13 protein-coding genes and 1 tRNA gene are annotated in these 11,966 nt (G+C 67.9%); 6 read left to right on the forward strand and 8 right to left on the reverse strand.

Translation table 11 applies throughout. The features are described from left to right. Nucleotides 1-52 precede the first annotated feature (52 nt). Nucleotides 53-1,135: a tRNA epoxyqueuosine(34) reductase QueG gene (gene queG / locus ACFO6Q_RS18475; RefSeq protein WP_380022599.1), complete on the forward strand. Its 1,083-nt coding sequence runs from the start codon at nucleotides 53-55 to the stop codon at nucleotides 1,133-1,135. A gap of 63 nt (nucleotides 1,136-1,198) precedes the next feature. On the opposite strand, the gene panD is transcribed toward queG, so the two are convergent. The 5 genes from panD to pcnB all read right to left on the reverse strand — a co-directional run bounded on the left by panD (nucleotide 1,199) and on the right by pcnB (nucleotide 5,562). Further along, nucleotides 1,199-1,579 carry an aspartate 1-decarboxylase gene (gene panD, locus ACFO6Q_RS18480; RefSeq protein WP_380022600.1) on the reverse strand — a complete coding sequence of 127 codons (381 nt, stop codon included), beginning with the start codon at nucleotides 1,577-1,579 and terminating at the stop codon, nucleotides 1,199-1,201. 393 nt (nucleotides 1,580-1,972) lie between these two features. After that, on the reverse strand, nucleotides 1,973-2,824 hold the full coding sequence (gene panC / locus ACFO6Q_RS18485; protein WP_380022601.1) for a pantoate--beta-alanine ligase: 852 nt from the start codon (nucleotides 2,822-2,824) through the stop codon (nucleotides 1,973-1,975). Between the two features lie 7 nt (nucleotides 2,825-2,831). Then, complete coding sequence (gene panB / locus ACFO6Q_RS18490) at nucleotides 2,832-3,647, reverse strand: 3-methyl-2-oxobutanoate hydroxymethyltransferase (RefSeq protein ID WP_380022602.1); 816 nt, start codon at nucleotides 3,645-3,647, stop codon at nucleotides 2,832-2,834. Between the two features lie 57 nt (nucleotides 3,648-3,704). Beyond that, nucleotides 3,705-4,214, reverse strand: a complete 510-nt coding sequence (folK, locus tag ACFO6Q_RS18495) for a 2-amino-4-hydroxy-6-hydroxymethyldihydropteridine diphosphokinase (protein ID WP_380022603.1) — start codon at nucleotides 4,212-4,214, stop codon at nucleotides 3,705-3,707. Next, a complete protein-coding gene (gene pcnB / locus ACFO6Q_RS18500) occupies nucleotides 4,204-5,562 on the reverse strand; it encodes a polynucleotide adenylyltransferase PcnB (RefSeq protein ID WP_380022604.1) in 1,359 nt (452 codons plus the stop codon). The genes folK and pcnB overlap by 11 nt, the downstream gene beginning before the upstream one ends. Before the next feature lie 73 nt (nucleotides 5,563-5,635). Between pcnB and ACFO6Q_RS18505 the strand changes: the two genes are divergently transcribed. Next, a tRNA-Glu gene (locus ACFO6Q_RS18505) sits at nucleotides 5,636-5,711 on the forward strand. Nucleotides 5,712-5,917: 206 nt separating this feature from the next. Then, nucleotides 5,918-6,241 carry a ferredoxin FdxA gene (gene fdxA, locus ACFO6Q_RS18510; protein ID WP_380022605.1) on the forward strand — a complete coding sequence of 108 codons (324 nt, stop codon included), beginning with the start codon at nucleotides 5,918-5,920 and terminating at the stop codon, nucleotides 6,239-6,241. Between the two features lie 129 nt (nucleotides 6,242-6,370). Here fdxA and ACFO6Q_RS18515 read toward each other — a convergent pair whose 3' ends face one another. After that, entirely contained in the window at nucleotides 6,371-7,006 is a 636-nt protein-coding gene (locus ACFO6Q_RS18515) for a hypothetical protein (protein ID WP_380022606.1), read from the reverse strand. Nucleotides 7,007-7,043: 37 nt separating this feature from the next. Then, a complete protein-coding gene (gene dapA, locus ACFO6Q_RS18520; RefSeq protein WP_380022607.1) occupies nucleotides 7,044-7,943 on the reverse strand; it encodes a 4-hydroxy-tetrahydrodipicolinate synthase in 900 nt (299 codons plus the stop codon). Nucleotides 7,944-8,113: 170 nt separating this feature from the next. On the opposite strand from dapA, the gene ACFO6Q_RS18525 reads away from it, so the two are divergent. The 3 genes from ACFO6Q_RS18525 (at nucleotide 8,114) to ACFO6Q_RS18535 (ending at nucleotide 10,645) form a co-directional block, all read left to right on the forward strand. Beyond that, nucleotides 8,114-8,698, forward strand: coding sequence for a glycine cleavage system transcriptional repressor (locus tag ACFO6Q_RS18525; protein WP_380022608.1), 585 nt, complete (start codon nucleotides 8,114-8,116; stop codon nucleotides 8,696-8,698). After that, nucleotides 8,698-9,162 (forward strand): peroxiredoxin, encoded by a 465-nt coding sequence (locus ACFO6Q_RS18530; protein ID WP_380022609.1) that lies wholly within the window; start codon nucleotides 8,698-8,700, stop codon nucleotides 9,160-9,162. The genes ACFO6Q_RS18525 and ACFO6Q_RS18530 overlap by 1 nt, the downstream gene beginning before the upstream one ends. An 85-nt stretch (nucleotides 9,163-9,247) precedes the next feature. Beyond that, complete coding sequence (locus ACFO6Q_RS18535) at nucleotides 9,248-10,645, forward strand: PhoH family protein (protein ID WP_380022610.1); 1,398 nt, start codon at nucleotides 9,248-9,250, stop codon at nucleotides 10,643-10,645. Between the two features lie 121 nt (nucleotides 10,646-10,766). Here the strand turns inward: ACFO6Q_RS18535 and ACFO6Q_RS18540 are convergent, their stop codons facing one another. Next, nucleotides 10,767-11,909 carry a hypothetical protein gene (locus tag ACFO6Q_RS18540; RefSeq protein ID WP_380022611.1) on the reverse strand — a complete coding sequence of 381 codons (1,143 nt, stop codon included), beginning with the start codon at nucleotides 11,907-11,909 and terminating at the stop codon, nucleotides 10,767-10,769. Between the last annotated feature and the right edge of the window lie 57 nt (nucleotides 11,910-11,966).

Consider the following 11,966-nt stretch of genomic DNA (forward strand, 5'->3'; position numbering starts at 1 on the left):
TAGAAGCGACGGGCACGCGCTATGCTGGACGACGCACGCAGACCCCACGCGCATGACCACGATCGACTACACGACGCTGCGCCGGGACATCGAAGACTGGGCGCGGGAACTCGGATTCCAGCGCGTCGGCATTTCCGGCATCGAACTCGACGGCGACGAAGCCCACCTGCTCGGCTGGCTCGACGCCGGCTTTCACGGCGAAATGGACTACATGGCGCGGCACGGCTCCAAGCGCAGCCGTCCGGCCGAGCTGCAGCCGGGCACCTTGCGCGTGCTGTCCGCCCGCATGGACTACGCGCCGCCGGGCATCGCCGGCGCGTGGGACGTTCTCGGTGACGGCGAACGCGCGTACGTGTCGCGCTACGCGCTCGGCCGCGATTACCACAAGATCCTGCGCACGCGCCTGCAGAAGCTCGCCGACCGCATCGCCGAAGCCACCGGCCCGTTCGGGCATCGCGTCTTCACCGATTCGGCGCCGGTGCTGGAGAAGGCGCTGGCGCGCAATGCGGGCCTAGGCTGGATCGGCAAGCACACCCTGCTGCTCAATCGCGAGGCCGGTTCGTGGTTCTTCCTGGGCGAGATCTACACCGACCTGCCGCTGCCGGTCGATGCGCCTCCGTCGGCGCACTGCGGCACCTGCACGCGCTGCATCGACGTCTGCCCCACGCAGGCCATCGTCGCCCCGTACCGCCTCGACGCGCGGCGCTGCATTTCGTACCTGACGATCGAGCTGCGCGGCGCGATTCCCGAAGAGCTGCGCCCGCTGATCGGCAACCGCATCTTCGGTTGCGACGATTGCCAGCTGGTCTGCCCATGGAACAAGTTCGCCACGCCCACGCCCGAGGCGGACTTCGTGCCGCGGCACGGCCTGCAGGACGCCACGCTGGCCGAACTGTTCGCTTGGAGCGAGGAGGATTTCCTCGAGCGGACCGCCGGCATGGCGATCCGCCGCACCGGCTACGAGGGATGGCTGCGCAACATCGCCGTCGCGCTCGGCAACGCGCCCGGCACGCCGACGGTGTTGGCCGCCTTGCACAGCCGCGAGAACGACGCTTCGCCACTCGTACGCGAGCACGTCGCGTGGGCGCTGCGACGCCATCGCGCGGATGATTCCGTGACGTGCGTTCTGGAGTGAGGGTGCAGCGTCAGCCCCGATCTCGGCGCTGACGTCCGCAGCAGTCGCGGGCGAGCGCGAAAGCTACGCCGCCTGCTTGGGAATCGAGCGATTGGTGTGCGTGAGCTTGTTGGAACGGTCGACGTAGACCAGCTGCGGCTTGTGCTGGGCCGCTTCCGCTTCGCTGTAGCCGCCGTAGGCGGCGATGATGATGATGTCGCCCGGCTGGGCGCGATGCGCCGCCGCGCCGTTGATCGAAATGATGCCCGAGCCCTCGTCCGCGCGGATCGCGTAGGTCGAGAAGCGCTCGCCGTTGTTGACGTTGTAGATGTGGATCTGCTCGTACTCGAGGATGCCGGAGATGTCGAGCAGATCGCCGTCGATGGCGCAGGAACCCTCGTAGTGCAGCTCGGCGTGCGTCACCGTCGCCCGATGGATCTTCGCCTTGAGCATGTTGAGGTGCATGAGGTCTCCTGCTGTTGCGTTCGCGCAACAAATGCGCACCGGATCATTATATCAAAGCATGTGCTGATGCAGCACGACCTACGGACCCCGGAATTAATTTCAATAAAAATCATGGACTTAATGATTCTTCCTGGCAAAAAAAACCCTCGCGCGTCGCCGCAGCGAGGGTCCTAATTTGGAGTGACGACTACCTAAATGCGCCCTGCTGCCATCGGAGTGCAACGACTGGCGTTGCGAAAACCCTTCAGGCAGTGGGGAGAATACCACAGTCCGATGGAGAAACGCTACAGGCGATTCCGGAAAAACCGGCCGAACCGCGCAACGAATGCCGAAGAACGGCTCAACACGCTGATTTCATTGAGAGAATTGCGATTTTCGTCGAGCCGGAACACGTCAGGGCTCGATCAGGAGATTGTCGATCAGCCGGGTCGAGCCCATTCGCGCCGCGATCAGCGCGACCCAGGTGTGACGTTCGTCTCTTTTCGGCTCGGTCAGGTCGTCCGCGTTCCGCACCACGGCGTAGTCCGGATCGAGTCCCGCTTCGCGCAGCCGTGCGGCGGCCTGCGCCTCGACGGCGGACAGGTCCGCATCGGAACCGCGGGATTGTTCGGCCATCCACAACAGGGTCTGGCGGATGACGCCTGCCCTCGCACGCTGCTCGGGATCGAGATACTGGTTGCGCGAACTCATCGCCAGACCGTTCGCCTCGCGCACGATCGGCGCGGCGACGATCTCGATCGGATAGCCGAGATCGCGGACCAGGCGGCGGATCACCAGCAACTGCTGATAATCCTTCTGCCCGAACACCGCCACGTGCGGCCGCGTGAGATTGAACAGCTTGGCGACAACCGTGGCGACGCCGTCGAAATGCCCGGGCCGGATTGCGCCCTCGAGCACGTCGGGCAGCTGCGGCACGCTGACCCGGACGCTGCGCTCGGCCCCGTACGGATAGAGATCCTCGACGCCGGGCAGGAACAGCAGGTCGCAGCCGCTCGCCTCCAGGCCTTGCGCGTCCGCCTCGGGCGTGCGCGGATAGCGCGCGAAATCCTCGTGCGGGCCGAACTGGGTCGGATTGACGAACACGCTGGCGATCACGACGTCCGCCCGCTCGCGCGCCAGCGCGACCAGCGAGTGATGGCCGGCGTGCAGGTTGCCCATGGTCGGCACCAGCGCGATGCGCTTGCCCGAGCCGAGCCAGCCGTCGACGACGGCCTGCAGTCCGGCCTTGTGCGTCACCGTCTTCATGCGCGACTCAGTAGCTGTGCTCGGATGTCGGGAAAGCGCCGCTGCGCACGTCTTCGGCATAGGCGGCGATCGCCGCGGCCACCGACCCGCGCCCGTGCAGGAAATCCTTGACGAAGCGCGGGCGCTTGCCGACGGTGATGCCGAGCAGGTCGTAGAGCACCAGCACCTGGCCGTCGCAATCCACGCCGGCTCCGATGCCGATGGTCGGGATGCTCAGCTCGCGCGTGATCTCGGCGGCCAGCGTCGCCGGCACGCATTCGAGCACGAGCAGGTCGGCGCCGGCGTCCTGCACCGCTTTTGCATCCGCCTTCAGCCGCGCCGCGGCGGCGTCGCCGCGTCCCTGCACGCGATAGCCGCCGAACGCGTGCACCGACTGCGGCGTCAGGCCGAGGTGCGCGCAGACCGGCACTTCGTGCCGTTTCAGCGCGTCGATGACCTCGCAGACCCATCCGGCCCCTTCGAGCTTGACCATCGCCGCCCCGGCCTCGCCGAGCAGGCGCGCGGAGTTCGTCAGCGCGACGTCGGCGTTGCGGTAGCTCATGAAAGGCAGGTCCGCGACGAGCAGTGCGCGACGCAGCCCGCGCGCGACCAGCCGCGTGTGGTAGACCATGTCGTCGACGCCGACCGGCAGCGTGCTGGAATGTCCCTGCACGACCATGCCGAGCGAATCGCCGACCAGCACGACGTCGACGCCGGCTTCGTCGACGCGTTGCGCGAAGCTCGCGTCGTAGCAGGTGATGGTGACGATCTTCTCGCCGCGCCGCTTGCGCTCGCGCAGATCTGGCACGGTGACCGGCGCGCCGGTCGCGGCGTTGGCTTGCATCGCGGGGATCACCGCTGGCAGTGGGTCGCGCATTATTCCGCGCGCATGCTCACCGGCTCAAGCGCCGGATTCGTCCAGCGCCACGCAACCGCCCTGATCCACGGCGGCGAGCAGCTCGCGGACGCGACCGGCGCCCGGAATCGCCAGATCGGGTGCCAGCTCGGCCAGCGGCAGCAGCACGAAGGCACGTTCGGCGATGCGCGGATGAGGCAGGATCAGGCCGGGCTCGGCGAGCTGCACGTCGTCGTAGACGAGCAGGTCCAGATCGAGCGTCCGCGGTCCCCAGCGCGTGCCGTCGCGACGGCGGCCGTGCTCGAGTTCGACGGCGAGCAGCGTGTCCAGCAGCGCGCGCGCCGGCAGCGACGTGGCGACCTGCGCCACCGCATTGACGAAGTCGGGCTGGTCGCTGCGCCCCCACGGCGGCGTGCGGTACAGCCGCGAACGGCGCACCAGGTGCGTGTGCGCGATCGCGTCGAGCGCATGCAGCGCCTGCCGGACGTGCCGTTCGGGTTGCTCGAGATTGCTGCCGAGTCCGACGTAGGCCGTCGCGGCCGGCTCATTCGCCACCGCTGGCCTGCGGCGCGGACTTGGCCTTGCGCCGACGCCGGCGCTTGCGCTTCTTCGGCGGCGCCGTCTCCTCGGCGACTGCCGGAGCGGCGTTCAACTGCGCGGCCAGCTCGCCGGGATCAACCTGCTGCGCGTCGGTCCACCACTGCGCGAGCTCGGCCAGCTCGGCGGACTCGTGCACGCGCAGCAGCAGGAAATCGTAGGCAGCACGGAATCGCGGATGCTCCATCAGTCGGAACACGCGCTTCTTCGTGCGCGAGGCGAAGCGCGGCTGCAGTGACCAGATTTCCTCGACCGCGAGCGTGAAGCGGCGCGGGATGGCCACGCGCTGGGCCTGCTCGCGCAGGACGCGCGCCGCGGCGTTCGGCCATGCGATGGAGGCGTCGCTGCCGCCGTCGATCAGCGCCTGCGCGGTCGCGCGGACCGGCTCCCACAGCATCGCCGCGAAGAGGAACGCCGGCGTGACGGGCTTGTCCTGGCGCACGCGCGCGTCGGTGTTGACGAGCGTCTGTTCGAGCAGAAGGCGGAACGCCCCGGACCCGTCGCCGGACAGCGCGTGCGCGGTGGCCGGAAACACGTGCTGCAGCAGCCCGTAGCGTTCGAGCGTGCGGAAGCTCGCCAGCCCGTAGCCGCTGAGGAACAGCTTCAGCGACTCGTCGAACAGGCGCGCCGGCGGTGCCTCCGCGAGCAGCGCCCCGAGCGTGGCGAAAGGTGCGGCGGTTTCCGGCGCGATCTCGAAATCGAGCTTCGCCGCGAGCCGCGCCGCGCGCAGCATGCGCACGGGATCCTCCCGGTAGCGCAGCTCCGGATCGCCGATCAGGCGCAGCGTGCGTCGCGCCAGATCGTCCATGCCGCCGACGGAGTCGCGCACGCTGAAATCGGCGATGTCGTAGTAGAGCGCGTTGACGGTGAAGTCGCGGCGCACCGCGTCCTCTTCGATGCTGCCGTAGACGTTGTCGCGCACCAGACGGCCGTCGACGAGATGGCGGTCGCCGCTGCCGTCGTCGCTGCTGCCGCGGAACGTGGCGACTTCGACGATCTCGCGGCCGAACACGACGTGCGCGAGACGGAAGCGCCGGCCGATCAGGCGGCAGTTGCGGAACTGCGCCCGCACCTGTTCGGGCGTCGCGTCGGTGGCGACGTCGAAGTCCTTGGGATGGCCTCCGAGCAGCAGGTCGCGGACCGCGCCGCCGACCAGGCAGGCGCGAAAGCCGGCCTCGTGCAGACGGTACAGCACGCGCAGGGCGCCGGGGGAAATGCTCTTGCGCGAAATCGCGTGTTCCGCGCGCGGAACGATGCGGAACGACCCGTCGACCGGCGTGTTCCGTACGAGGGACTCCGAATTCATTCCTTACTGATGCTCCGGTATTTGCTGCGTGTTACCGATTCGTTATACTACGCGGCCACGCAAATCCCAACCCGCTCCCTTCGTCTAGTGGTCTAGGACACCGCCCTCTCAAGGCGGGAACACGAGTTCGAACCTCGTAGGGAGCGCCATTTGCCTTTGCGTTCGTCCGTGAACGCTGCTTCGAGGTGTTGGAAACGCGGTGCTGGGCTTTTCGTCTTCGCCGACGTCCAGAGCGGCCAGCCATGGCCGCACTTTTCAACTAACATCCAAACATCCGCTTCGAAGCGGGTTCGCGCCGTTTCCGTGGAAAAGCGCATTCGAGCCCAGCGCCGCAACGACCCTAGCCCGATCCCCTATGCCCTTCGTCGTCACCGAGAACTGCATCAAGTGCAAGTACACCGACTGCGTCGAGGTCTGTCCGGTCGACTGCTTCCATGAAGGGCCGAACTTCCTCGTGATCGATCCCGAGGAGTGCATCGACTGCACGCTGTGCGAACCGGAATGCCCGGCCAACGCGATCTTCCCGGAAGACGACGTGCCGGCCGGCCAGGAAGATTTCATCGCGCTGAACGCGGAGCTGTCCAAGGCCTGGCCGGTATTGACCGAGCGCAAGGACGCTCCCGCCGACGCCAAGGATTGGGACGGCAAGCCGGGCAAGCGCGACCTGATCGAGCGCTGACGCGCAGGTTCCCGATACCGTGAACCCCTGCGGCCGCGGGTGGACTCACCCGAAGCCGCATTCCCGTACGCTGCAATCCGGCAACGCTCGCGGCGATTGCCGGACGGGCCGCGAAGAAACTAGAAGAAACTAGCTGAGCCTTTCGCGCAGGGCCGCCAGCAGCGCACGCGCGGCGTCGCGCGAAGCCTCGTCGTTGGCGCCTTCCACACCGACCTTGCTGCCGACGCCCTCGGCGCTCACACGCACGGTGAGCTGCACCTGGGCCGTCTTCTTCGTGCTCGCCATGCCCAGCGTGACCGCACGCTTGAACCAACCCGGCCGGACGGTCGTCTGGCCGGTGGTCTGCACCGTGTAGGTCCGCCCGGCCTCGTCGCGATTGAGGATCGTCGCCGCACCGGACCGCTCCATCGCCAGGCCGACACGCGACCAGGTGCTCTCCACCGTGTCGGAGACGCTCAGGCCGTCTCCGCCGAGCGCCACGCCCGATCCGGCGGCGGCGGCCACGGCCGTTTCCCCGGCGGCCGGCGGCGTCTCCGCGGAAGAAGACGTCGCGGCAGCCGGCGCCGCTCCGCCGGCGGCGGGAATCGTCAGCGCGCCGGTCGTGCTCGGCATGTCCAGGCCCGGCGGCACTTCCAGCGGCCGCTCTTCGACCGCCGTCTTGTATTCGTTGTTCTTTCGCTCGGTCCGCTTGCGCAGGAAACCGCAGCCGCTGATCAGCGAAGCCGCGATGAGGGTCGTCAGCAGCGCGAGGACGGTTCTTTTCACAGTGGAATCTCGTGGCAGGTAATACGACTAGTCTAGCCTAGCCGACCGCGCGGACGGCCTCGACCAGACCGAGGCGGTTCAGCGTGTCGAGCGTGGCGACGTGATAGGCGGGCGACAGCGGAAGCAGGGGCAGGCGCAGATGCGCCTCGCCGAGCCCGAGCTGGGCCAGGCACCACTTCAGCGGAATCGGGTTGGGTTCGGCCGACAGCGCCGCGTACAGCGGCTGCAGCTCGCGATCCAGCGCCTCGGCGTTCGCCTCGCCGTGCAGGCAGGCTTCGCACATGGCCGAGAACAGCCTCGGCGCGACGTTCGCGGCGACCGAGATGATGCCGTCGGCACCCGCGCGCAGGGCGCGAGCGCCGGTCGGATCGTCACCGGAGAAGATGCGGAACCGTTCGCCTCGGAAGGCGAGCAGCGCCTGCATGCGCCGTGCGTCCGGCAAGGCTTCCTTGATGCCCACGATGTTGCCGTGGCGGGCCAGCTGGGCGACGGTCTCCGGCAGCAGGTCGCTGGCGGTGCGCGCCGGCACGTTGTAGAGCACGACCGGCAGGCCACCCTGATCGGCGACCTCGCCGAAATGGCGCAGCATCCCGGCCTGGGTCGGCCGCACGTAGGCCGGCGCGACGACCAGCGCCGCGTCGGCGCCGGCCGCACGCGCGCGTTTCGTCTGCGCGATCGTCTTCGCCGTCGCCGGCTGGCCGGTGCCGGCCAGGACCGGAACGCGGCCGGCGACACGCGCGACGACGAACTCGATCAGGGCGGAATATTCCGCCTCGTCGAGCGCAGCGGCTTCGCCGGTCGAACCGGCGACGACGAGGGCGCGCGTGCCGCCCTCGATTTGATAGTCGACCAGACGACCGCAGGCCTCCAGATCGAGGCTGTCGTCACGGGAGCGCAGCGGCGTCGCCAGTGCGCAGATGCTGCCGGAAAGAATCAAGGCGGAGATTCAAGCGCTTGCGGGAAATTCGATGGTAGCGGGGATGATCCCGGCAAGTCCATTCACCTCGCGCGACCGCCCGGCGGTTCCCTTGCGACCCCTCTGCCCCGCCAGTATTCTGGGCCGTCGGCGCCGATCAGCGGCGCCGCGACCGACAGGGCGACGGAATCGTGAAGCAAGCAGGAAGACAAGCCCAGAACGACAGCGCGTCGCGCCCAGCTTCCAACGAAAACTACCTGCTGATCAGCGCGTTCAGCGCGTCCACCCAGTCGCCCCTGGTGGCGATTAGCAAGCGCATCTCCGAATGCGGCTGCAATCTCGCCGAAGCGCGCGTGTCCACGCTCGGCAACGAACTGAGCGTGCTCGCCCTCGCCCAGGGTGCCTGGGACGCGATCGCCAAGCTCGAGAACGCGCTGGCGCGGCTCGAGCGCGACGGCGAGCTGCGCCTGAGCCATTTCCGCACCAGCGCCAAGCAGCAGCAGTCGAACCTGCTGCCGTACGTCGTCGAGGTCGTCGCCGCGGACAAGCCGGGCGTGCTGTTCCAGCTGGCCGAGTTCTTCGCGCAGCAGAACATCACGATCGAGCAGCTGCATTCCACCCGCTACCGCGCGATGCAGACCGGCGCCGACATGTTCTCGGCGCAGATCACCATCGGCATTCCGAACACGATGCACATCGCCGCGCTGCGCGACGATTTCCTCGAATTCTGCGACGGGCTCAACCTCGACGCGATCATGGACCCGATGAAGTTCTGATGACGGTCACGACGGGCAAGAAGGTTCCCAAGCTCCAGGGCGTGCTGCACGACGGCAGCACGCTCGCCCTGGCCGATCTGCGCGGGCATCCGGTCGTCGTCTATTTCTACCCGAAGGACGCCACGCCCGGCTGCACCAACCAGGCGCAGGCGTTCCGCGATCTCTACGGCGAATTCCGCAAGCACGGCTGCGAGATCGTCGGCGTCTCGCGCGATTCGGCCGCCTCGCACGCGAAGTTCCGCGACAAGCAGGCACTGCCGTTTCCGCTGGTCGCCGACGTCGACGAGACCTGGTGCAACGCGTTCGGCGTGCTCGGCGAGAAGACCCTGTACGGCCGCCGCTTCGTCGGCGTGATCCGCAGCACCTTCCTGATCGACGCGCAAGGCGTCCTGGCCGCCGAATGGCGCGGCGTGCGGGTGCCCGGCCACGCGGCCGCCGTGCTCGAGCGACTCGCCCACCCGTGAGCGTCATCTTGTTCTGTTATGCATCGCGGCTTCGTGCCGCCGATGCGGCGTGCGCATTCTTCCTTCGCATCCACGAGAGCCCCGCATGACCCGAGGCAAGCGCATCTACGTGCTCGACACCAACGTGCTGATGCACGATCCGACCGCCCTGTTCCGCTTCGAGGAACACGACGTGTTCATACCGATGACGGTGCTCGAGGAGCTCGACGCCGCCAAGAAGGGAACTTCGGAAACGTCGCGCAATGCGCGCCAGGTCAGCCGCTTCCTCAACGAGCTGATCGTCGCCGGCAACGGCCGCCACATCGAGGACGGCGTCGAGCTGCGTCTGCCGCAGGGCATCCAGCTCGACCGCAAGCACAAGGCCGGACGGCTGTACTTCCAGACGACGGCGCACGTCACCGCCGACAAGAGCCAGCGCCGCACGCTGCCCGACAACCTGATCCTCGCCTCGATCGTGGCCCTGCGCGAGCAGCGCCCGAAGGTGCCGGTCGTGCTGGTGTCCAAGGACATCAACCTGCGCATCAAGGCGACCATCCACGGCATCACCGCCGAGGACTACGAGAACGACCGCGCCCTCGACGACTTCAGCCTGCTCTACACCGGCGTCGCCGAGCTGCCGCAGGATTTCTGGGACCGCCACGGCGAGCTGCGCTCGTGGTCCGAGCGCGGCCGCACGTTCTACGAGGTGAAGCGGCGCAAGGACGAGGACTGGCACCCGAACCAGAGCCTCTACCTGCCCGGTGAGGACGAGGTCGAGATGCGCGTGCTGCGCATCGAAGGCAACAAGGCGGTGCTGCAGATCGTCGACGACTACCGCAGCGGCTCGCACACCGTGTGGGGCATTTCCGCGCGCAACCGCGAGCAGAACTTCGCCCTCAACGCGCTGATGGATCCGGAGGTCGACTTCGTCACCCTGCTCGGCACGGCCGGCACCGGCAAGACGCTGCTCGCGCTCGCCGCGGGCCTCGCGCAGGTCATGGACCAGCAGCGCTACCGCGAGATCATCATGACGCGCGCGACCGTTTCGGTCGGCGAGGACATCGGCTTCCTGCCCGGCACCGAGGAGGAGAAGATGACGCCGTGGATGGGCGCGCTGACCGACAACCTCGAAGTGCTGACGAATCCGCAGGAGGGCGGCGCCTGGGGCCGCGCGGCGACCAACGACCTGCTCGCCTCGCGCATCAAGATCCGCTCGATGAACTTCATGCGCGGCCGCACCTTCCTCGGCCGCTACGTCATCATCGACGAGGCGCAAAACCTGACGCCCAAGCAGATGAAGACGCTGATCACGCGCGCCGGCCCCGGCAGCAAGATGATCTGCCTCGGCAACGTCGAGCAGATCGACACGCCGTACCTGACCGAGACCACCTCCGGCCTGACCTACGCGGTCGACCGCTTCAAGGACTGGGAGCACAGCGCGCACATCACGCTGCGCCGCGGCGAGCGCTCGCGACTGGCGGACTACGCGTCGGAAGTGCTGTAGGAGCGGGAATTGGGGATTCGGGATCGGGGGATTCGGAAAGGCTTCCGACTCCTCGATTGAGCCGCGCTAAGGCAGGTTCGCCCGCCTTACCGAATCTCCAATCCCGAATCCCGGCTCTCGGTCAGAACCGCACCGACCACAGCGCCTCGAATTCGACGCGGCTGGCGGTGGCGTCGCGGCGCGTGACGTAGGTGGGCATCAGCAGGAAGTACGGCGACGTCGCGTAGCTCGCCATCATGCTGAGCTTGGCGTTGCTGCCCACCGATCGCGACCAGCCCAGCGACACCATGTCGTTCGCGGTCGCGGACGACAGCGCATTTTCGAGCAGTCGCGAGGTCGGCACCGGCTGCTGGCGCGTCGTGTAGCGCAGCTGCACGTTGCCCAGCGTTTCGTTGCGCAGGGTCCAGCCGAGGCTGTAGACGTCCAGATCCTTCCACGCGAACACCGGGCTGGAGCTGTCGCCCAGCAGCGCCAGGAAGCGCCTGGGCAGGGTCGAGCTGGCGAACGGCCTGATCGTGCTGTAGTCGATGCGCTGCACGCCGGCGTCGACGCTGAACTCCGGCGTGATCGCGTAGCTCAGCATCGCCGTCACGCTGGACGGGATGTCGAAATCGGCGCGGTCGGAAAACACGCCGCGGTAGCGATCGAACGTGCCCATGCCGACGCGCGACTGGTAGCCGACGCTCCAGCTCAGGCGATCGTTGAACGCGTTGCCGATCTCCATGCGCGCGCCAGTGCCGTAGGAGCTGTCGCCCAGCCAGGACGGCGGCGGCGCCCAGCCGTCCGACTGCGCGAGGCCGAGGCTGGACGTGGCGAAGCGCTGGTAGGCGAGTACGCCGGTCAGGCGTACGCTGCCGGTTTCGCCCCAGCGCAGCGCCAGCGACGGCGCGACCACCGTCCGCTGCAGACCGGACTGCGGCATGTCGACCAGATGCGTCGCCTGGCCCGGCAGCACGGCCGGCGTCTCGGATACCGAGCCCCTGGCGACCGAAATGGAAAACTGCGCCGGAGCATTCGACTGCGCGCCGAACGGCGACACGCGTTCGATTTCGCCGCTGTAGTTGTCGAGGACGCGCGGTGGCTCCAAGGCCTGCGGCGTCAGCGCCCACGAGAACTGCGGCGTGATGCTGGCGAGCGCATACGCGCGCCAGCGCGCGGGCACCGACTCGCTGACCGTCTCGACCGAGGAGGAAACGTACGCGGCCGCGGCCCTGCCGTCGGCGACGCCGGCTTGTGCCAGAACGGAAAAAAATGGGAGCGCCAAGCCTGCGCCGAGCGCTCCCATCCATTTCCCCGTGGTTGCCATTGCCCGCTGCATCGC

The organism is Dokdonella ginsengisoli, assembly GCF_042652785.1.
Taxonomy (GTDB): Bacteria; Pseudomonadota; Gammaproteobacteria; order Xanthomonadales; family Rhodanobacteraceae; genus Dokdonella_A; species Dokdonella_A ginsengisoli.